This window comes from Arthrobacter sp. 05N429 (assembly GCF_056397045.1).
This window is the reverse complement of sequence record NZ_JBFTMQ010000004.1, coordinates 17,198-35,810: the sequence shown is the minus strand read 5'-3', so window position 1 is coordinate 35,810 and position 18,613 is coordinate 17,198. Positions and strand designations below refer to the sequence as shown.

Annotated in this window: 20 protein-coding genes; 11 read left to right on the top strand and 9 right to left on the bottom strand. The window is 66.4% G+C overall.

The genetic code is table 11. From position 1 onward, the window contains the following. Nucleotides 1–45: 45 nt before the first annotated feature. Nucleotides 46–1,389 (top strand): ABC transporter substrate-binding protein, encoded by a 1,344-nt coding sequence (locus AC1DF4_RS09050; protein ID WP_476912571.1) that lies wholly within the window; start codon nt 46–48, stop codon nt 1,387–1,389. Nucleotides 1,390–1,512: 123 nt separating this feature from the next. Further along, nucleotides 1,513–3,738: an alpha-galactosidase gene (locus AC1DF4_RS09045; protein WP_476912570.1), complete on the top strand. Its 2,226-nt coding sequence runs from the start codon at nt 1,513–1,515 to the stop codon at nt 3,736–3,738. A 72-nt stretch (nt 3,739–3,810) separates the two neighbouring features. Here AC1DF4_RS09045 and AC1DF4_RS09040 read toward each other — a convergent pair whose 3' ends face one another. From AC1DF4_RS09040 to AC1DF4_RS09025, 4 genes are all read right to left on the bottom strand, one after another. Next, on the bottom strand, nt 3,811–4,134 hold the full coding sequence (locus AC1DF4_RS09040) for a DUF202 domain-containing protein (protein WP_476912569.1): 324 nt from the start codon (nt 4,132–4,134) through the stop codon (nt 3,811–3,813). Nucleotides 4,135–4,160: 26 nt separating this feature from the next. Next, on the bottom strand, nt 4,161–4,649 hold the full coding sequence (locus tag AC1DF4_RS09035; RefSeq protein WP_476912568.1) for a YidH family protein: 489 nt from the start codon (nt 4,647–4,649) through the stop codon (nt 4,161–4,163). 62 nt (nt 4,650–4,711) lie between these two features. Next, complete coding sequence (locus AC1DF4_RS09030) at nt 4,712–5,254, bottom strand: TspO/MBR family protein (protein WP_476912567.1); 543 nt, start codon at nt 5,252–5,254, stop codon at nt 4,712–4,714. Between the two features lie 77 nt (nt 5,255–5,331). Beyond that, entirely contained in the window at nt 5,332–5,937 is a 606-nt protein-coding gene (locus AC1DF4_RS09025; protein ID WP_476912566.1) for a TetR/AcrR family transcriptional regulator, read from the bottom strand. An 84-nt stretch (nt 5,938–6,021) separates the two neighbouring features. Between AC1DF4_RS09025 and AC1DF4_RS09020 the strand changes: the two genes are divergently transcribed. The 5 genes from AC1DF4_RS09020 to AC1DF4_RS09000 all read left to right on the top strand — a co-directional run bounded on the left by AC1DF4_RS09020 (nt 6,022) and on the right by AC1DF4_RS09000 (nt 12,008). Beyond that, nucleotides 6,022–6,801: an SDR family NAD(P)-dependent oxidoreductase gene (locus tag AC1DF4_RS09020; RefSeq protein ID WP_476912565.1), complete on the top strand. Its 780-nt coding sequence runs from the start codon at nt 6,022–6,024 to the stop codon at nt 6,799–6,801. 873 nt (nt 6,802–7,674) lie between these two features. After that, nucleotides 7,675–8,511: a glycosyltransferase family 2 protein gene (locus AC1DF4_RS09015; RefSeq protein WP_441405960.1), complete on the top strand. Its 837-nt coding sequence runs from the start codon at nt 7,675–7,677 to the stop codon at nt 8,509–8,511. Between the two features lies 1 nt (nt 8,512). Continuing rightward, the gene (locus AC1DF4_RS09010; RefSeq protein WP_476912564.1) at nt 8,513–9,520 is read left to right on the top strand and encodes a glycosyltransferase family 2 protein; all 1,008 of its coding nucleotides are present in this window, start codon (nt 8,513–8,515) and stop codon (nt 9,518–9,520) included. Between the two features lie 70 nt (nt 9,521–9,590). Next, the gene (locus tag AC1DF4_RS09005; protein WP_476912563.1) at nt 9,591–11,279 is read left to right on the top strand and encodes a long-chain-fatty-acid--CoA ligase; all 1,689 of its coding nucleotides are present in this window, start codon (nt 9,591–9,593) and stop codon (nt 11,277–11,279) included. A gap of 123 nt (nt 11,280–11,402) precedes the next feature. Further along, nucleotides 11,403–12,008: a DnaJ family domain-containing protein gene (locus AC1DF4_RS09000; RefSeq protein WP_476912562.1), complete on the top strand. Its 606-nt coding sequence runs from the start codon at nt 11,403–11,405 to the stop codon at nt 12,006–12,008. A gap of 59 nt (nt 12,009–12,067) precedes the next feature. On the opposite strand, the gene AC1DF4_RS08995 is transcribed toward AC1DF4_RS09000, so the two are convergent. The 3 genes from AC1DF4_RS08995 to AC1DF4_RS08985 all read right to left on the bottom strand — a co-directional run bounded on the left by AC1DF4_RS08995 (nt 12,068) and on the right by AC1DF4_RS08985 (nt 14,246). Further along, the gene (locus AC1DF4_RS08995; protein ID WP_476912561.1) at nt 12,068–13,507 is read right to left on the bottom strand and encodes a S8 family peptidase; all 1,440 of its coding nucleotides are present in this window, start codon (nt 13,505–13,507) and stop codon (nt 12,068–12,070) included. A 133-nt stretch (nt 13,508–13,640) separates the two neighbouring features. Beyond that, entirely contained in the window at nt 13,641–13,958 is a 318-nt protein-coding gene (locus AC1DF4_RS08990; protein ID WP_476912560.1) for a DUF6221 family protein, read from the bottom strand. 63 nt (nt 13,959–14,021) lie between these two features. Beyond that, nucleotides 14,022–14,246, bottom strand: coding sequence for a hypothetical protein (locus AC1DF4_RS08985; RefSeq protein WP_476912559.1), 225 nt, complete (start codon nt 14,244–14,246; stop codon nt 14,022–14,024). Between the two features lie 226 nt (nt 14,247–14,472). Here AC1DF4_RS08985 and AC1DF4_RS08980 point away from each other — a divergent pair, with 226 nt between their 5' ends. After that, a complete protein-coding gene (locus AC1DF4_RS08980) occupies nt 14,473–15,603 on the top strand; it encodes an LLM class flavin-dependent oxidoreductase (protein WP_476912558.1) in 1,131 nt (376 codons plus the stop codon). Here AC1DF4_RS08980 and AC1DF4_RS08975 read toward each other — a convergent pair. Together AC1DF4_RS08975 and AC1DF4_RS08970 are read right to left on the bottom strand one after the other, a co-directional pair. Next, entirely contained in the window at nt 15,523–16,500 is a 978-nt protein-coding gene (locus AC1DF4_RS08975; RefSeq protein WP_476912557.1) for a CapA family protein, read from the bottom strand. The genes AC1DF4_RS08980 and AC1DF4_RS08975 overlap by 81 nt on opposite strands. Before the next feature lie 18 nt (nt 16,501–16,518). Then, nucleotides 16,519–16,770 carry a DUF2630 family protein gene (locus tag AC1DF4_RS08970; RefSeq protein ID WP_346924684.1) on the bottom strand — a complete coding sequence of 84 codons (252 nt, stop codon included), beginning with the start codon at nt 16,768–16,770 and terminating at the stop codon, nt 16,519–16,521. Nucleotides 16,771–16,992: 222 nt separating this feature from the next. Between AC1DF4_RS08970 and AC1DF4_RS08965 the strand changes: the two genes are divergently transcribed. The 3 genes from AC1DF4_RS08965 to AC1DF4_RS08955 all read left to right on the top strand — a co-directional run bounded on the left by AC1DF4_RS08965 (nt 16,993) and on the right by AC1DF4_RS08955 (nt 18,595). Next, nucleotides 16,993–17,559, top strand: a complete 567-nt coding sequence (locus AC1DF4_RS08965) for a type 1 glutamine amidotransferase domain-containing protein (RefSeq protein WP_476912556.1) — start codon at nt 16,993–16,995, stop codon at nt 17,557–17,559. Between the two features lie 161 nt (nt 17,560–17,720). Continuing rightward, nucleotides 17,721–18,140 carry a VOC family protein gene (locus tag AC1DF4_RS08960; RefSeq protein ID WP_476912555.1) on the top strand — a complete coding sequence of 140 codons (420 nt, stop codon included), beginning with the start codon at nt 17,721–17,723 and terminating at the stop codon, nt 18,138–18,140. Nucleotides 18,141–18,385: 245 nt separating this feature from the next. Then, the gene (locus AC1DF4_RS08955; protein WP_476912554.1) at nt 18,386–18,595 is read left to right on the top strand and encodes a hypothetical protein; all 210 of its coding nucleotides are present in this window, start codon (nt 18,386–18,388) and stop codon (nt 18,593–18,595) included. The last annotated feature ends 18 nt before the right edge of the window (nt 18,596–18,613 follow it).

Below are 18,613 nucleotides of genomic sequence, written 5' to 3'. Positions count from 1 at the left end.
CAACTCCCTCCCGCTCCTCCCCATACCCGAACGGAAAGTAGAACCATGAAAAAATCCCTCGGCGCCGTCGCTGCCGCCGCAGCCATCGCCATCTCCCTGTCCGCCTGTGGCGGCGGTTCCGCCTCCTCCGCAGAGTCAGCCAAGGGCGAGATCAACTACTGGCTCTGGGACGCCAACCAGCTTCCCGCCTACCAGCAGTGCGCCACCGACTTCCAGAAGGCCAACTCCGACATCACGGTCAAGATCACCCAGCGCGGGTGGGATGACTACTGGAGCACTCTCACCAACGGCTTTGTTGGCGGCACCGCCCCGGACGTCTTCACCAACCACCTCGGCCGCTACGGCGAGCTCGCGGAGAACAAACAGCTGCTGGCCATCGACGAGGCCGTCGAGAAGGACAACGTGGACCTGGCAGCCTACAACGAAGGCCTGGCCGACCTGTGGGTCGGCCAGGACGGCAAGCGCTACGGCCTGCCGAAGGACTGGGACACCATCGGGCTGTTCTACAACAAGGCCATGACCGACTCGGCGGGCCTCACGGCCGAGCAGATGGCCAACCTCGACTGGAACCCGCAGGACGGCGGCAGCTACGAGAAGGCGATCGCCCACCTGACCGTCGACAAGAACGGCAAGCGCGGGGACGAGCCCGGCTTCGACAAGAACAACGTTGCCGTCTACGGTCTGGGTCTCAACGGCGGCGGCGACTCCTCGGGCCAGACGGAGTGGAGCTACCTCACCAACACCACCGGCTGGTCCCACACGGACAAGAACCCCTGGGGCACCCACTACAACTACAACGACCCCAGGTTCCAGGCGAGCATGGACTGGTTCGCGCAGCTGGTTGCGAAGGGCTACATGCCCAAGCTCGAGACCACTGTGGGCGCCAGCATGGCGGACACCTTCGCAGCGGGCAAGTCGGCCATCAACGCCCACGGCTCGTGGATGACCGGCCAGTACACCGGCTACAAGGGCCTCGAAGTGGGCATCGCCCCCACCCCGGTGGGCCCGGAAGGCAAGCGTGCCTCCATGTTCAACGGCCTGGCCGACTCGATCTGGGCCGGAACCAAAAAGAAGGACTCCGCCATCAAGTGGGTCGAGTACCTCGCCTCCGCCGAGTGCCAGGACGTCGTGGCCTCAAAGGCGGTTGTCTTCCCCGCGCTCAAGGCCTCGTCCGACAAGGCCGCGGAGGCCTTCAAGGCAAAGGGCGTGGACGTCTCCGCGTTCACCGGCCACGTCAAAGACAACACCACGTTCCTGTACCCCATCACGGACAACACCGCGAAGGTTAAGGGCATTATGGAGCCCGCCATGGACGCGGTGGTGTCCGGCAAGGCGCCGGCCAGCTCGCTCACGGAAGCCAACAACCAGGTCAACGCCCTCTTCAAGTAGGGCCCGCCCGCCCCGGATGCCGCCGCTACCTCCTCGCGGCGGCGGCATCCGGTCTTCCCCTTGAACCATCCCCGCGCATACCCAGCGTCCCGGACGCCCCCGAACCACCGAAAGAGACCCGCCATGGAACCCCTGTACCTCCGCTCCGCCAGCACCAGCCTGGTGATCAGCTTCGACAGCGGAGAGGCCGAGGTCATCCATTGGGGTGCCGATCTGGGCGACTCCCTGCCCGATCTGGCCATCCTCGGAGCCCCCGTCCCGCACTCCGCTGTCGACGACGCCGTCCCCGCCGGGCTCCTCCCGCAGGCCTCCTCCAGCTGGCGCGGCCGCCCGGCCCTGCGCGGCCACCGGATCGCCGGCGGCGTGCCCGGCTACGACTTCTCCGTCCGGCTCCGCGTCGCTGAGGTGACCGCCGGCGCCGTCGGGAACGCCGCGGTGATTGTCCAGGCCGACGCCGACGCCGGGATCCGTGTGTCGTCCGCCCTCACCCTGCACGACGGCGGCCTGCTGGAACTGCGCCACACCGTCACCAACACCGGGACCTCGCCGTACCAGCTCGACGAACTGGCCACGGTGCTCCCGGTCGCGCCGGACGCCGTCGAACTCCTGGACCTGACTGGCCGCTGGTGCCGGGAACGCCACCCGCAGCGCCGCGCCATCGAGCAGGGCACATGGGTGCGCACCGGCAGGCACGGCCGCACCGGCCACGACTCTTCGCTCCTCTTCGCCGCCGGAACCGCCGGCTTCGGCAACCGCCACGGCAAGGTCTGGGCCACCCACCTGGCCTGGAGCGGCAACCACGAACAGTTCGCGGACAGCGCCGCGGACGGCAGGACCATGATCGGCGGCTCCGAACTTCTGGGCCCGGCCGAGGTGATCCTGGCCCCCGGCGGCAGCTACACGACGCCCGCGCTGTTCGCCGCCTACTCGGACCGCGGCCTGGACGGCATCAGCGAATCCTTCTACGCCTGGTTCCGGAACCGGCCGCACCACGTGCTGCCCTCCGCGGCTGCGGACGGACACCGCGCCGGCGCCGGGAAGCCCCGTCCGGTGGTGCTGAACACCTGGGAGGCCGTGTACTTCGACCACAACCTCACCACCCTGATCGAACTCGCGGACTCCGCCGCGGAGCTCGGCGTCGAGCGGTTCGTGCTCGACGACGGCTGGTTCCGCGGCCGCCGCGACGACCACGCCGGCCTCGGCGACTGGTACGTGGACGAGGCCCTCTGGCCGTCCGGCCTCACCCCGCTGATCGACGCTGTCACGTCCCGCGGGATGGAATTCGGGTTGTGGGTGGAGCCGGAGATGGTCAACCTGGACTCCGACGTCGTCCGGGCGCACCCGGAGTGGATTGTCGGGCCCTCGGTACAGAGCTACAAGGACGGCGGACGGCTGCCGCTGGAATGGCGCCACCAGCACATCATTGATCTCGTCAACCCGGACGCCTGGCAGTACATCTATGACCGCGTGGATGCTCTGCTGCGGGAGAACAACATCAGCTACCTCAAGTGGGACCAGAACCGGGACCTGCTGGAGCACGGCCACGCCGGCCGCGCCTCGGTGCACGAACAGACCCTCGCCGCCTACCGGCTCTTCGACGCGCTGAAAGCCGCGCACCCCGGCGTGGAGATCGAAAGCTGCTCCTCCGGCGGCGCCCGGGTGGACCTGGGCATCCTGGAGCGGACGGACCGGATCTGGGCCTCGGACTGCAACGACGCCCTGGAACGGCAGACCATCCAGCGCTGGACCGGTCTGGTGGTCCCGCCGGAGCTGGTGGGCGGGCACGTCGGCCCCACCACCTCGCACACCACCGCCCGCACGCACGATCTGTCCTTCCGCGCCATCACCGCCCTGTTCGGGCACTTCGGGATGGAATGGGACGTCCGCCAGGTCGAGGGCGTGCAGCGGGAGGAGCTCAAGCGGTTCATCGGAATCTACAAGGAGCACCGCGGCCTGATCCACTCGGGCCGGATGGTCCGCGCCGACCTGGCGGATGACTCTCTGATGCTGCACGGCGTGGTGGCCGGCCCGGCCGCTTCCGCCGGCGGTCCCGCGGTCCCGGGTTCGACGGCGGCGCTGTTCACCCTGGTGAGCACCGGCACCTCACCCGCTGAGCAGCCCGGCCGGATTGCCGTCCCCGGCCTCGCCGCCGACGCGGACTACCGGGTGGAAGCGGTCTTCCCGGTTCCGGGCGACGCCGACTACGCCCGCACGTTCACGCAGGTCCAGCCCCCGGCCTGGCTCGAGTCCGGGGCCACGGCGAGCGGACGCTTCCTGGCCGAGGTGGGTCTGCCGATGCCCGTCCTCAACCCGGAGCACGCATTGCTGCTCAAGGTCACCACCGCCTAGCACCCCACCATCGGCTGCTCCACACCCGCCCTTTTGAGCCCTCAAAACGGCCGTTGTGGAGCAGCCGATGCCCTAAGGCTGCAGCGGCAGGTACAGCACGGTGTAGATTCCCAGGCCGGCGAGGACCACAACGCTGCCCGCGATGGCCGCCGTCCCTCTGACATTTGCCCTCATCACCGCTCCTCCGATGCCGCTGGCATGGTGGTGGTAGCGGCGTCGCTGCGTCAGGGCTATGCCGAGGGCGACCAGCAGCGAACCCGCCACCAGCGTGCCCGCGAACCAGCCGTGGTGCGGCATCCAGCGCAGGAATATGCAGGCCGCCGTGATCAGCGTGAAAGAGGTCCGCCGCCACGCGAGGTCCGTACGCTCGGGCTGGAGCCCGGGGTCGTTATGCACCGCCGCCGGCCTGGCTTTAGCCACGGCTAGGCCCGCCCGACCACGAAAACGATCAGTACGGCCGCGACGATCGCCCCTCCGATTGCCAGGACCGGGGCGAGCAGGGGAGCCGGCAGCGGAGCCTGGAGCCGCATGGCCCGCTCCACGTTGAGCCAGCGGAAGAACGAGCCGCCGCCGGTCACCAGCCCCAGCAGGAGCAACAGCACGGCGACGGACTTCCGCAGTTGCGGGTCAAACAGCTCCGAGGTGAAGGCCTCGACGGCGATGCCGCCGGCAACGAGCGCCAGTGAGGTCCGGATCCAGGCCAGGAATGTGCGCTCGTTGGCAAGGGTGAACCGGGGGTCCGGGTCGGTCCCGCCGCCCAGGGCCCAGGCCGAGAACCTGTGCCGGCTCCGGTCCGTGCCAGGGTCCTCCCCGGCCGCCCCCGCCCCGGTGCTGTCCGCGGCAGGAGCCGGGCCGCCCGGCGCCTCGCGGCCGGTGGGGGACATGTCGTGTGCCTCTTCGTGTGCGGTCATGATGCTCTCAGGATGCCACCCCGCGGAATAATTCCGCACATCTCCGCACCGCTCCCTAATAGTCAGTTGCTGACGGCCGCATACAGGTTCAGGCTCGCCGAGAACACCAGCCACGACAGGTAGGGCAGCATCAGCAGCCCGGCCGTCCTGCTGATCGGACCGAAGTGGAGGACGGCAAAAGTCGCAGCCACGGCATGGGCGCCGAGCACGAGCAGCGCCAGCCACAGGGCCGCCGTCCCCATCATCGGGTACAGGCCGAAGAACATCAGCGGCCACGCCAGGTTCAGCAGCAGCAGGGCGCCATAGGTCTTAAGCGACGCCCGGCGGGATAAGCGCTGCTGCCGCCAGACAAACCAAACCGCGACGGCCATGGCCGCATAGAGCATCAGCCACACTGCGCCGAAGATCCACCCCGGCGGTGTCCACGGGGCCTTCTCAGCCGCGGCGTACCAGCCGCCTCCGTGCATCCGGATCGGCAGGGAGCCCAGCATCGACACGACCCAGGACACCGCCAGAAAGCCGACCAGCGCCGCCGCCTGCCGCCCCCGCGGGCGAACGCCCGTCAGCACCGGAGGCGGGATCATGTCTTCAACGTTCGCAAGCACTGACTCACTGTGCGCAGTAGAGGGCGTGTCCGTCAAACCGCGACGGTGTGACCTCCCGCCGTCGACCCACCCCCGGGTCAGACCGCCGGAACCCGCAGCACATCCACGGCAGCCAGCAAATAGGGCACCGGGTCGGGGTCCGTGCCCGCAGCCCACTGCATCCACGCCTCAAAAGTCGCGGCCAGATACGCCGCACACAGGTAGCCTGCGGCGTCCTCGGGAATCCCGTGGTCCAGAAGGTACTGCCGGGCCCGGTCGCGCTGGGGCGCCAAGGAACCGTAGCTCCGTCTGGCCAGTTCGGGATGATGCGCGATCAGGCGCAGGCGCCCCCGCGACACCGCAAGGTCGGGAATTACCGCCACTCCGGCGATCGCGGCGGCCCGCAATCCTGCCATGATGTCGCCGTCGGCCGAGCGCCGGACACGCGCCTCCTCCAGGACCAGCCCGGAGGCCCGGACAGCAGGTTCCATGCCGCCCCAGATGAGGTCGGCTTTGCTGGAGAAATACCGGTACAGGCTCTTGCGCCCAATCCCCGCCTCGCGCGCGATGTCCTCCATCGAGGTCTGTTCGTAGCCGTTCTCGGCGAAGAGCCGCAGTGCGAGGCCGGCGATGGCATCCGGGTCGATGGTCGCCGGACGCCCGGAGGAACGCGTGCTGGCTGGTCTGGAGTCTTGCGCGGGCATTCCACCAGTATTCACCCTTTCATAATGACACAGCGTGTCATAAGCTGGAAAGCGACAGCATTTCGAAACGTTCGGAAGGACATCATGGGCAGCGACGCATCATGGCAGGAAACCATCACCGCGGGCCGCTTCGCCGGCAAAACGGCCATCGTCACGGGCGCCGGTTCGGGCATCGGCCTGGCCACGGCCCTGCGCGTTGCCAAGGAGGGCGGCAAGGTCATCGCGGCCGACATCAGCTCCGAGCGGCTGGACGCACTGGTGGCCGGAAACGGCGGCCTGGACCTGGTCCCCGTGGCCGGTGACATTTCCACCGAACAAGCCGTCGTCGCCGTCGTCGCCGCCGCTGGCGGGCGGGTGGACGCCCTGGCGAACGTCGCGGGAATCATGGACCACTTCGCCCCGATCCACGAAGTCGACGACGACACCTGGGACCGGGTCTTCCGGATCAACGTCACCGCCCTCATGCGCCTGACCCGCGCCGTGGTGCCGCTCATGCTCGAGGCCGGCTCCGGCTCGGTGGTCAACGTCGCCTCCGAAGCAGGGCTGCGCGGTTCCGCCGCGGGGGCCGCGTACACCGCGTCCAAGCACGCCGTCGTCGGCCTGACCCGAAACTCCTCGGTGATGTACGGGCCGAAGGGTCTGCGTTTCAATGCCGTGGCACCGGGCGCCACCATCACCAACATCGAGGCCACCTGGGGTTCCCAGCTGGCCGCCGAACGGCTCGGCCCGCTGATGGGTGCGAACATCCCCGCCCCCGCCACGGCGGCGCAGCTCGCCGCCTCCATCACCTTCCTGCTCAGCGACGACGGCACCAACGTCAACGGCGCAATCCTCGCCTCCGACGGCGGTTGGTCGGCGGTCTAACGGCATCCAAGAACGACGGGAGCGGACGACGGCGGGAACTCCCCGCCGTCGTCCGCTCCCGTTTTCCGACGCACCCAACCGGGTGCTGGCCAGCTGGCCGGCTTCAGTGCGGTCTGCCAGACGGCTGCGGCCTCCGCGACATTGAACGTCCAGGTGGCTGTGCCGCTAATGCCATTACGTGGCTCTGGCTGTGCCGGCGGATTGCATGTTTCATCTGGACCGCCGTTTCTTTCATGCATCTGATTTCCGTTTCCGTGGCGTTTTGCGGAAGCTTTTCGACTGGGGCAATGCGCACCTCTCTTTGCGGAAGCGAAAAGATCCACTTTCCATATTTGAGTATTTTTCCTGTCTTTTCCTGGCGGAGAAGGAGCTGTTATGGAATCCGCGATATGCCCCCCAAGTGTCAGCGGCACTGCACCCGGAATCCCGTTTTACCCTTTGCGCGCGGCCTCCCGGCAGCTCTGCTTTGGCTGAGGTGCACTGGCTCTCGACGTCGCCAGCCGAGCGACGTACGGTTCCAGTAGCAGGTCAAAAGCGCTGAAACTCAACGAATATCGGCTCCCCTTTTGCTGACCGAGTACACCGCTGAAGAGCGAGTCGTAGTACCCGAGTAGGCCGCCACGGAGACCCAAGTAGAGGTATGCGGGTCGCGCATCGAGTGGAACCAACAACCAAGTACTAGCCACTCGTGACACAACTTTGGGTGAACTTTAGGCTCTAGGCAAGGCCACAGTCAGTGGCAAGTGGGGTTTGGGGTTGCTGATATTTCGACGGATGTCTTTGAATTCGTCCGCTAGGTTCTCATTCGCAGATGGCCAGACCATCGAGGTCCGGAAACTTCATAAGGTGGTGAGGCTTTTGTCTATTCCAAATATGGTCCCTAATTCGCCGGCCGAGCAAATTGCCGCCTCGCCCAGGGCTTCGGTGAGTGTGGTTATTCCGACTCTTAACGAAGAAATGAATTTGCCCTGGGTTCTGCGGCGCATGCCTTCATATGTGGATGAAGTGGTCATTGTGGACGGTCGCTCCCATGACCACACCATTGACGTCGCACGCGCACTGCGGGTCGACGTCGTTGTGGTGGCGGAACCCCGCAAAGGTAAGGGCATCGCCGTCCGCGCCGGCTTCGCAGCGGCGTCGGGAGACATCATCGTGATGCTCGACGCGGACGGGAGCATGGATCCGCAGGAAATCGGCTGGTTCGTTTCTCCACTCCAGCATGACTACGACTTCGTCAAGGGCTCGCGCTACGTAACCGGAGGCGGGTCGGAGGACCTCACTTGGCTTCGGAACACCGGGAACCGGGTCCTGACGGGGTTGGCGAACACGGTTCTGAGAAGCAACTACTCGGACCTTTGCTACGGCTACATTGCGCTTCGCCGGGAGTGCCTGGAGGTCCTCGAGCTGGAGTCGGACGGCTTTGAGATCGAGACGGAGCTGATTGTCAGGGCCGCCCGCGCAGGCCTCCGCATCGCGGAAGTGCCGAGCTTCGAACTTGACCGCATCTCCGGCGTTTCGAACCTGCAGACTTTCCGCGACGGATGGCGGGTCCTCCGCACCCTGGCGCGGGAATGCACCTCGTGGGAAGCGCCAACCGCGGGGGCAAGGCCCGAAGCCCTCCGACGGGTGAAGTACACCTACCCGAACGTCCGGTTTGCCCGCACACCCACGGATCCGCACAGCGTGCTCACCGTGGCGGAAGGAGCTTAACGTGCTCGACTTCAATTTCCGGCCCACGGCTTCCGTCGTCATCTGTTCCTACACGGAGCAGCGCTGGGAACTACTGATGGACGTCATTGACTCAGTCCACGCCCAGACGCTTCAGCCGAAGCAGGTGATCGTAGTGGTGGACCACAACGAGGACCTGTACAAGCGGCTGGTGGCTGCCGTTCAGGACGTCACCCTCGTGGAGAGCACCGGGCTCCAGGGGCTTTCCGGGGCGCGGAACACAGGCGTTGGCCTGGCCACTTCGGAGATCGTGGCGTTCTTGGACGACGACGCAGTGGCAGCCCCGGACTGGCTCGAAAAGCTGACGGCGCTCTACGACGACACCGACGTCCTGGCGGTCGGCGGGAAGGTCGAGCCGGCGTGGGAAGGCGGCCGGCCCGGCCACTTCGGCACTGAACTGGACTGGATCGTCGGCTGCAGCCACCGCGGCATGCCCAAGGTGGCCTCTGAAGTGCGAAATGTCATCGGCGCCAACATGTCCTTCCGGCTCCAAGTGCTCCAGCAGGTTGGCGGCTTCAACCTCTCCCTTGGACGCCAGGGCACGAAACCGCTGGGATGCGAAGAAACCGAAATCTGCATCCGGGCGGCTGTTGGCTCCCCGGGCTCCCGCATTGTGTACGAACCGGCAGCGCTGGTGCACCACCATGTTCCGGTCCAGCGGGGGACGTTCCGGTACATGCTGGAGCGTTCATGGTCGGAGGGTTTGTCCAAAGCCCAGGTCAGCCACATCGTGGGACACAAACGGGCACTGGGTCCCGAGCGGCGCTATGTGCGCAGCGTCCTGCCGCGGGCAGTCTTTTCCGCACTGGCGGCCTGGGGCCGTGGTGCCGACCCCGACGGTTTGCGCCGGGCAGGCGCCTGCGTGTCCGTTCTGGCAACCACGGCCGCAGGATATCTCTACGGACGCCGGGTCGCCCACGGCTCCGGATCGTTGCTGTCCAGCTCAACTCCTGTACCCGTTAGCGGGCCTCCCTGGAGAGAAGCCACGTGATCCAAGCGCATTCTCTGGCGGAGGAGCCGGAAATTCGCTGTGGGAAGAAGGTTCACGGCAAGATGTGACCATGGAGAACACCGACCAGCAGCCTTGGGTGAAGAACTATCAGCCGGGCGTCCCGGCCCGGATTGAACTCCCCACCGAGTCGCTTGTGGACATGCTGGAGCGTTCCGTGGCCGAGGCCGGCATGGCCCCCGCACTGGAGTTCTTCGGCCGCCGCACCAGCTATGCCGAACTCGGCGAACAGGTCGAACGGGCGGCCGAGGGCCTGCGCCGACTGGGAGTCCGTGCCGGCGACCGGGTAGCCCTGATCCTGCCGAACTGCCCGCAGCACGTCGTCGCCTTCTACGCGGTACTGCGCCTCGGCGCCGTTGTCGTCGAACACAACCCGCTGTACACGTCCCGGGAACTCCGCCACCAGTTCGAGGACCATCAGGCCCGCGTTGTCATCGCCTGGGACAAGGCTGCGTCGGCCGTACGGGACTTCCCGTCCGACGTCGAGATCGACCATGTTGTCTCGGTCAACCTCCTCGAGGCGTTCCCTGCCGTCAAGCGCCTTGCCCTGCGCCTGCCGGTCAAGAAACTGCGGGCGTCCCGCGAAGCGCTGACCGGTCCCGCCCCGGGAACGACCCCGTGGAAGGCTCTCCTGGGCCATGGCCGGATCGACCCGGAACACCCCCGCCCCTCGGTGGATGACCTCGCCGCGATCCAGTACACCTCGGGAACCACCGGCCGTCCCAAGGGCGCCATGCTCACCCACTTCAACCTGTACTCCAACGCCCTGCAGGGCGAGGCCTGGATGCAGGGCGCCGAGTACCGCAAGGAAATCTTCTACGCGATCCTGCCGATGTTCCATGCCTTCGGCATGACGCTCTACCTCACCTACGGGATCCGCAAGCAGGGCCTTCTGGTTCTCTTCCCCAAGTTCGATCCGGACCTGGTGCTCGATGCCATGAAGAAATCGCCCGCCACGGTCTACTGCGCGGTCCCGCCGATCTACGAGCGCACCGCCATGGCCGCCAAAGAAAAAGGCATCTCGCTCCGGTCCTGCAAATACTGCATCTCCGGCGCCATGAACCTGCCGGACCATGTGGTGGAACTGTGGGAGTCGGTCTCCGGCGGGCTGCTCGTGGAGGGCTACGGAATGACCGAGTCCTCGCCGGTCGCGCTGGGAAACCCCTTCCACCCCACCCGCCGCAACGGCACCATCGGAGTGCCGTTCCCGTCGACCCTCATGAAGGTCGTCGACGTCGACGATCCCGCCGTGGAGGTCCCGCCGGGCCAGCCGGGTGAGCTGCTGCTGAAGGGCCCGCAGGTATTCCAGGGCTACTGGAACAACCCGGAGGAAAGTGCCAAGACCCTGACCGCCGACGGCTGGCTGCGGACCGGCGACGTGGTGACCGTGGACGGTGACGGATTCACCACCATCGTGGACCGGGCCAAGGAACTCATCATCACCGGGGGCTTCAACGTCTCGCCCACGGAGGTGGAAACGGTGCTGCGGCTGCACAAGGACGTCAAGGACGCAGCCGTCGTCGGAAAACCACTCGAACGGGGCGGCGAGATGGTGATCGCCGCCGTCGAACCCGAACCGGGCAGCACGCTGGATGAGGACGCCCTCCGCGAGCACTGCCGCGAGCACCTGGCCGGCTATAAGGTCCCCAAGCGGATCGTCGCCATCCCGGACATGCCCCGCTCGATGCTCGGCAAAATCCTCCGCAAACAGGTCCGCGAGCAGGTCCTGCCGACGCTCTGACCCTCTTGAACGCCGGGGCTCGGCGACGGCGTCATCCGGCCCCGCGGGGGCACTCCCTTGGCTGCCTGGAGTTTGGTTCGCATACTGGGAGGGTGCTGTTGCGGCCGAAAAGGGGAGGGAACGATGAGCGGCGAATCGGGCGGGGCGTTCCGGCGCCGCGTGGAGCGCGCGGCCGAACTCCGCGCGCTCCGGATCAGCGGAATGACGGTCCAGGAAGAGGAAGAGCTGGCCGCCGCCGACGCGAAGGAACGGGAACTGCGTGCAAAGTTCGACGACGCCGCCCGGGCCGAATATCTGATCCGCGATGCCATGGCGCAGGGAAAGTTCGATCACTTGAAGTACGCCGGCAAACCCATCCCCGGCCTGGGGGAGAACTACGACCCTGACTGGTGGGTCAAGGGACTGCTCCAGCGCGAAAGCATCACCGGAATGGGTCCCCCTGCGATCCTGCTACGCACCGAAGATGCCGGGCTTGACGCCCGGATCGACGAGCTGCACTCCGAGAACCAGATCCGCGAGCTCCTGGACGACTTCAATGCACGGGTTGTCGACGCCCGGCGGCAACTGCAGGGCGGACCGCCAGTTGTCACCAAGACCCGCGACGTCGAGGCCGAACTCCGGCGCTGGCGGGAACGCCGCGCGGCGCTCGCCGTCGCCGTCGAGCAGGAAGCGTTGCAGGAACCGGAAATCCGCCGCCGATGGTGGCGGCGGATCCGGCCAGGCTCCTAGCCCGCTGCTGCCTTCATCCGCTCACGCCGCCCGTCTGGGGCCCGCGTCAGTCCCGTTCGTCAGTATTTGGCGATCTGGGCCAGGTAACCGTAGTACTTCCCCTTGATCGGATGGAGGGGATCGCCCTCGAAGCCGAAGTCCCGGTGGTTCTTGTTGTAGTCGGCTGTCAGCTCCTGGAACTGGGACATCACTTCCTTGCCCGAGCCCTCACATGCTCCCTCGCTGATGCACAGAGCCAGCGAACCGGCGACGGCGGGGCTCGCGAAACTGGTCCCGTGGGCCACCCCATACCCGCCCGGCACCGTCGAGGTCATGCAGACTCCGGGGGCGGCGACGGTGTGTTCCCGGTCCTCGGATTCGCTGGCGTAGTTAGAGAAGAACGCAGGATGGTCATCCAACTGGCCTCGTTTCGACCAGTCGTCGGGCCCGCAGATCGGCGCCGCGAGGGCATCAGGCTTGCCGTCGAAGTCCGCGATCGCCGTGGCGGTCAGCACTTCGTCGTAGGTGGCCGGGACAAAACCGGCGATGTCTTGGCCGGAGTTTCCAGCCGCAACGGCGTAGGCGACTCCCGCCTTGACGGAGCGGCAGATGGCGTAGTGCATCGGATCCGTTCCCTTGCCGCAGTTGGGGGTTTCGGTGCCCGATCCGCCGATGCTGATGTTGGCCACCTCGATGTCGTTGTCCGGATTCCCGTCCTTGCGCGTCGCTGTCACCCAGTCGATGGCACAGATGAGCATTTCCTCCGTGATCACACCGGCGTCGTCAACAACGCGCACAGACCACAGCGGGGTTCCGGGCGCCGTACCGATCACGCCCAGATTGTTGTCCTTTGCGCCGATCACCCCGGCCACCAATGTCCCGTGCCCGACGTCATCAGTGGAGGTGACCTTGACCGGCGAGCCGGTCGAGCAGTCAATGCCGCCGCGCACATTGAGGTCCGGGTGGCTGGCGTCGATGCCACTGTCGATCACAGCCACGTTGACATCGACGGAGCCCTGGCCCCACTGTTGCTGGTCGTCAGGGAGAGTGCCGCCGATCCTCAGCCACCAGAGTGGCGCCACCTGCGTGCTCGGCTTCGCGTCCTTGGGCGTCTCGAACTCCCGGGCCACTGTGATGAAATCAACGCTTGGATCTGCAGCGAGGCGTGCCGCGACGGAGGGCGTCATCGTGGCGGCGTACCCGCTCACGGCATCACGATAGACCGTGGAAACAGTAAGGCCATAGCTGCCCTGCTGGGCCGCGGCGGCGGTGCCGGCATCAGCCAGGCCGTCCTTCAGCACCACAATGTATTTTTGTTCCAGCTCGGCACCGGTCGAGGGGAGGGCCGCAACGAGCCCCCCGGCCACGGCCAGGGCCAGTGCTGCGAGACCGCCGACGATCCGCCGGAACCGTTGCGTGGCTTTGGGCGGGGGAGCGGCGCTTCCGGGATCCTGGTGTGGCTCCGCTGCTGTGGGCGCTGGTAGTCGTGCTGATCCCGGACGGCGGACGTAGCTGAACATAATGGCCTCCACTAAGCGTCTTCGCTAATGAGCGCCCCCCCGCTCTTAGCTTAGGGCAGCGATTGGATATTGCACACGGACCTTTGGAAATTCTTGGGCGGCCGGCAGCCCCAGCTGTGTGGCGTCAGTACACCTACGTGCGTAACCAGTCCTGATCGAAGTCCGGGTGGTCGTAGTAGGGGAGGGCAAGGGCATTCAGCGACTGTTCCATCCACTCAAGCGACTCCGGGATCCAGCCCGCGTCCGGGTCCGTGTCGCTGACCATCGCTGCGAGGGCCGCCTGACGGGCGGATTCCACGATGCGGATCTGTCGCCGCTTGGCCTCGCATTCGAGCAGCAGCCGCTGTTCGTACCAGGCTCCGGATTTCGAGACGGTCCGGTCGCCAAGGAGGGTCCGCGCCACGGCCTCGTCCTCGCTGATGCGTTCGGACAGGAATTCCACGATGTCCACACCGCGAGCGTACGCGCGGTCCTTGCCCGGCAGCCAGATCCGGCTGCGGCGTGGTACTGCTGCCTAGCGCGCCGCCAGGTTTTCCGCGTCCTCGGGACCCACGAAGTGGCAGGATCCCTCGTGCCGCTCGCGCAGGTCGCAGGTCCGGCCCGTCGGGAGATGAACGTTGCCGCACAGGCCGGTAACCGCGACGTCCTCGCGGACATGCAGGCTGCTCAGGTCGGGCCGGAGCTGGCTTTGCTCGTGGATCTTTGGACCGCTGTGAGGATCGTGCTCTGGACTGGTCATGTCTGCTGCTCCTTGGTGGGTTGCCGTGCAGGGAGTTGTCAGTCTCGATCTGGGTCCGTGATCCAGTTTCACACCACCACGTTAACTGCGGGTTACAACCCCGTTAGATCCTTGTCTCACGTTCCGGACTGGTACGCCGACGACGGCGGGGCGCACCGCCGTCGTCGTCGTGGCTGCCGGCTCTCGCCGCCGGAACAAAATGCCAAAGTTGAATGTTCAATAAAATATGGACTTCGGTATCTTCACCTTCGGCGAGCTCTCCCGCAACCTCCACACCGGCAAAGGGCTGTCCCCGCAGCAGCGCCTGAAGGAGATCATTGAGCTCGCCAAACTGTCGGACCAGGCGGGCTTGGGGTTTCTGGGCCTCGGCGAGCATCACCGGCGCGACTTTGCCCTGTCAGCCCCCGAGATCGTCCTGGCAGCCATCGCCAGGGAAACCACGACGCTGCGGCTCAGCACAGCCGTCACGGTGCTCTCCACCCAAGACCCGGTGAGGCTCTTCGAGCAGTTCGCCACCCTGGACCTGATCTCCGACGGGCGCGCGGAGATCATCGCCGGCCGGGGCGCCTTCATCGAGTCCTACCCGCTGTTCGGCCACGAATTGGAAGACTACGACGCCCTCTTCGAGGAGAAGCTGCAGCTGCTCCTGGAATTGCGGGACAACGCCGCCGTGACCTGGCAGGGGACGCTGACCCAGAGCATTCCCGGGATGGACATCGCTCCGCGCCCGGTCCAGGGCAGGCTTCCGGTGTGGGTCGGCGTCGGCGGAACTCCCGCCAGTTTCGTCCGGGCGGGACGGCTGGGTCTTCCCCTGTTCGTTGCCCTGCTGTCCGGACCCGCCCGGTTCCGCCGGCTGGTGGAGCTCTACCGCCAGTCGGCCGCCGACGCCGGCCACGACGCCGGCTCCCTGCAGGTGGGGGCCGGCGGCCACTTCTACGTGGCGCCCACCTCGCAGCAGGCGAGGGACACTTTCTACCCTTACTACCGGGCCTATTTTGAGCAGAACATGCCGCGCCCGGTGGAGCATTTTCCGCGCTCCACCTTCGATGACTGGGCCGAACCCGGCGGCGGCCTCCTGGTGGGCAGCCCGCAGCAGGTCATCGAGAAACTGCTGGAAATTCATGACACGCTCGGCACCAGCCGTTACATGGCCCAGATCGGCCTTGGCGGCCTGCCGTTTGCCGAGACCGCGCGGTCCATCGAGCTGCTGGCCACCGAGATCATGCCGGCCGTGAACCTGGAAATCGGGACCGTCCAGCCGGTTCGAAGTGGCATTTCAGCCCTCGGCAGCGAACGGAATCTCCAGGAACCCGCCCGCGGCGTCCCAGCTGCTCGCGGTCCCGAGATGCCGGCTTAGCCGCTGCATCCGTTCCGCGATCTGCCGGGAACTCCTGCCCGCCAGCCGGGCCTGGAAATCCGTGATCAGCGTCGGATACAGCCTCAGCGTCCGGGGTGCACCCCCGTCCGCTGAGAGCAGGAAGATGAACGACTGGTCGTTGCGCTCCACCGGGTCCACCGCGTAGTCGTCCACGAAGTCCCCGGCGCTGTAGATGATGGGCCGGTTCCGGAACAGCTCGACGCCGCGAAAGATGTGCGGCGAGTGTCCGTAGACGACGTCGGCCCCCGCGTCGATCAGTGCCCGTGCGAGCTCGCGGTGTTCCGGTGGTGCGCCGGAGCCCCAGTTCGGCCCCCAGTGCGCGGAAACGATCAGGAGTTCCACGCGGGCCTTCGTCCGCCGGACCAGTTCCAGCAGCTCCGTCACCCTGCGGTCGCTGCCCACCGCTGGCACGTAGAAGACTCCGGGCCCGCTGCCCGCTTCCCAGTCCGGCTGGTTGTCCGTGAAGGCAATGAGCCCGACGGCGGCCCCTGACACGCGGCGCACTGCCGGCCTGCGGGCGGCGTCACGGTCCAGCCCGGCACCGGCATGCAGGATGCCGGCCGCGTCGAGTGCCGGCAGCATTTCCCGGAAGGCCCCCGCCCCGTAGTCCAGCACGTGGTTGTTGGCCAATGACACCATCCCGATCCCCGCGGCGCGGAGGCTGGCCACATTCTTCGGGTCGGAACGGAAATGGAACACCTTCCCGGCTTCCGGCTCACCGCCCGCGGCCAGGACGCATTCAAGATTGGCGATCGTGAGGTCTGCCGTGCGCAGCACCGCGTCCGCATCGCCCCACGGGTAATCGGCGCCGGCCCGTCGCAGCCGCTCATTGACCAGCCGGCCCAGCATGACGTCGCCCAACAGTGCAATCAACATGGCGCACCGGCCGGGAGCTCAGGACTCGTAGTTTTCCACCTGCTCGACGGGGCGGGGCTCCGCATCATCAGGGTTTTCGCCGTACTGCAGCTTGGCCCGGCGTTGCCGCAGGAGGTCCCAGCACTGGTCCAGATCCTCTTCGATCCGCTTCAACCGGGCGTGCTCCGGACTGTGTTCATAGTCCGGCGAGGAGGACGGCGCCTTTTCGCGGAGCGTCTGCTCCTCTTCCACCAGCGCTGAGATTCGTTCCAGGATGTGTTGTTCGTCCATGACGGCCTTCTTTTTCGGGTAGCAGTCCTCCCGCCAGACTAGCGAGGCCGTGATGCGCTGGCCAGAGGACGATTAACCGGGAAGGGGCCAATGAAATAATCAGCTTGCTTATTATTTCATGGCTTCCTAGAGTTGACTCCGTAAGGCATCAAACTCTCCGAGTGGAGGGCCCCGGCCGTTTAACGGCGGTGTTGACCTCCCCCGGGCACCCGAGGAGGAACCATGTCACAGCACAATATTGCCGGTAAGAAAGTCGCCTTCCTGCTCACGGACGGCGTGGAGCAGGTGGAACTGACCAGCCCCTGGAACGCCGTGAAGGAAGCCGGCGGCGAGCCCACCCTGGTGGCGCCCAGGAGCGGCAAGCTTCAGGGCTTCGACGGCACCGAAAAGGGGCAGAAGTTCGACGTCGACCTCACCGTCGCCGAAGCCAACGCCGCCGACTTCCATGCGCTGGTGATCCCCGGCGGCGTCGTCAATGCGGACCACCTCCGCGCCGACAAGGACGCCCAGGCCTTCACCCGTGCCTTCTTCGAGCAGCACAAGCCGGTGGCCTCGATCTGCCATGGCCCTTGGCTGCTGATCGACGCCGGCGTCATCACCGGCCGGAATGTCACGTCCTACCACACCCTCCAGACCGACCTGAAGAACGCCGGAGCCAACTGGAGTGACCAGGAGGTGGTGGTGGACCAGGGTCTGGTGACCAGCCGGAACCCGCACGATCTCCCCGCGTTCAACGACAAGCTGCTGGAAGAGATCGCAGAGGGCGAGCACGCCGGACAGACGGCCTGAGGGGCAGTGCCACGCAACGGGACCGTGCACGGGGCCGGGAAACGGCGGCGGCGCCTATCCTAATCGTTTGATTTGGGGCAGGATGTGCCATGTAAAAGTGCGCCGGCCGCGGCCGCAACATGGCACCTTGGCCGGCGCCCCAGCTGCAAGGAGTCCCGGATATGACCACGCTTAACCCGTACTTGAGCTTCCGCGACAACGCTAAAGAAGCCATGACCTATTACCACTCCGTGTTCGGCGGTGAACTGAACATCAGCACCTTCGGCGAATACCACGCCAGCGAAGACCCCGCCGAGCAGGACAAGATCATGCACGCCATGCTGACCACCGACAAAGGCATGGTGCTGATGGGAGCGGACACTCCCAACGGAATGGACTACACGGCCGGCAGCAGCATCTCCGTGTCCCTCAGCGGTTCCGACGAGGCCGAGCTGCGCGGCTACTTCGACAAGCTCGCCGACGGCGGGAGCGTTACGGTGCCGATGGAGAAGGCGCCATGGGGAGACATCTTCGGCATGTGCACGGACAAGTTCGGCACCGACTGGCTGGTCAACGTCGGACCGGAGCCGGGCCAGGCCTAAGGCCGTCCCGCGCAGCCTGTCCGTCCTGGTCCTCCGCCGGGCGTCGCGGCATCGCGTCCCTGGCGCCGGCGGAGGTATGGGCCTCAACGGGCCTTGACGGCGCTGGACACACGTCTGGCGGGCTTCCGGCGACCGGCTCCCGCCTCGCCAGCCGTATTCCCCTCCTTCCGGGGCGCCGTTATCCTGAAGGCGGCCGGGACACCGCATTTTCTTCGAGTCCAATGTCCGGCCCGGAGAGGCATGCCATGAACGAGAAGCTCCACCTCACGCCCGAGGACGAGTTCCCCGAGGACCTCAGCAAGGTGGAAGACACGGAACTGCAGGTCCTCGATAGTCAGGTCCAGCGCCAGCTCGACTACGAGTACGTGGCGGAGGGCGAACCGCACCCGGAGACCGAGTTCAGGCACTTTGACCTGGACGAGGAGTTCAGCGAGCGGGACAAGCGCGACGACTGATCGGCGGAATCTGTCAGT

Excerpts from the sequence above, each read along its gene's own strand:
- AC1DF4_RS08975 (WP_476912557.1), bottom strand. The coding sequence starts at position 16,500 with ATGTTGATTGCACTGTTGGGCGACGTCATGCTGGGCCGGCTGGTCAAT.
- AC1DF4_RS09005 (WP_476912563.1), top strand. The coding sequence starts at position 9,591 with ATGGAGAACACCGACCAGCAGCCTTGGGTGAAGAACTATCAGCCGGGC.
- AC1DF4_RS09045 (WP_476912570.1), top strand. The coding sequence starts at position 1,513 with ATGGAACCCCTGTACCTCCGCTCCGCCAGCACCAGCCTGGTGATCAGC.
- AC1DF4_RS09020 (WP_476912565.1), top strand. The coding sequence starts at position 6,022 with ATGGGCAGCGACGCATCATGGCAGGAAACCATCACCGCGGGCCGCTTC.
- AC1DF4_RS08955 (WP_476912554.1), top strand. The coding sequence starts at position 18,386 with ATGAACGAGAAGCTCCACCTCACGCCCGAGGACGAGTTCCCCGAGGAC.
- AC1DF4_RS08965 (WP_476912556.1), top strand. The coding sequence starts at position 16,993 with ATGTCACAGCACAATATTGCCGGTAAGAAAGTCGCCTTCCTGCTCACG.
- AC1DF4_RS08995 (WP_476912561.1), bottom strand. The coding sequence starts at position 13,507 with ATGTTCAGCTACGTCCGCCGTCCGGGATCAGCACGACTACCAGCGCCC.
- AC1DF4_RS08960 (WP_476912555.1), top strand. The coding sequence starts at position 17,721 with ATGACCACGCTTAACCCGTACTTGAGCTTCCGCGACAACGCTAAAGAA.
- AC1DF4_RS09015 (WP_441405960.1), top strand. The coding sequence starts at position 7,675 with ATGGTCCCTAATTCGCCGGCCGAGCAAATTGCCGCCTCGCCCAGGGCT.
- AC1DF4_RS09000 (WP_476912562.1), top strand. The coding sequence starts at position 11,403 with ATGAGCGGCGAATCGGGCGGGGCGTTCCGGCGCCGCGTGGAGCGCGCG.
- AC1DF4_RS09035 (WP_476912568.1), bottom strand. The coding sequence starts at position 4,649 with ATGACCGCACACGAAGAGGCACACGACATGTCCCCCACCGGCCGCGAG.
- AC1DF4_RS08985 (WP_476912559.1), bottom strand. The coding sequence starts at position 14,246 with ATGACCAGTCCAGAGCACGATCCTCACAGCGGTCCAAAGATCCACGAG.
- AC1DF4_RS09025 (WP_476912566.1), bottom strand. The coding sequence starts at position 5,937 with ATGCCCGCGCAAGACTCCAGACCAGCCAGCACGCGTTCCTCCGGGCGT.
- AC1DF4_RS09050 (WP_476912571.1), top strand. The coding sequence starts at position 46 with ATGAAAAAATCCCTCGGCGCCGTCGCTGCCGCCGCAGCCATCGCCATC.
- AC1DF4_RS08970 (WP_346924684.1), bottom strand. The coding sequence starts at position 16,770 with ATGGACGAACAACACATCCTGGAACGAATCTCAGCGCTGGTGGAAGAG.
- AC1DF4_RS08980 (WP_476912558.1), top strand. The coding sequence starts at position 14,473 with ATGGACTTCGGTATCTTCACCTTCGGCGAGCTCTCCCGCAACCTCCAC.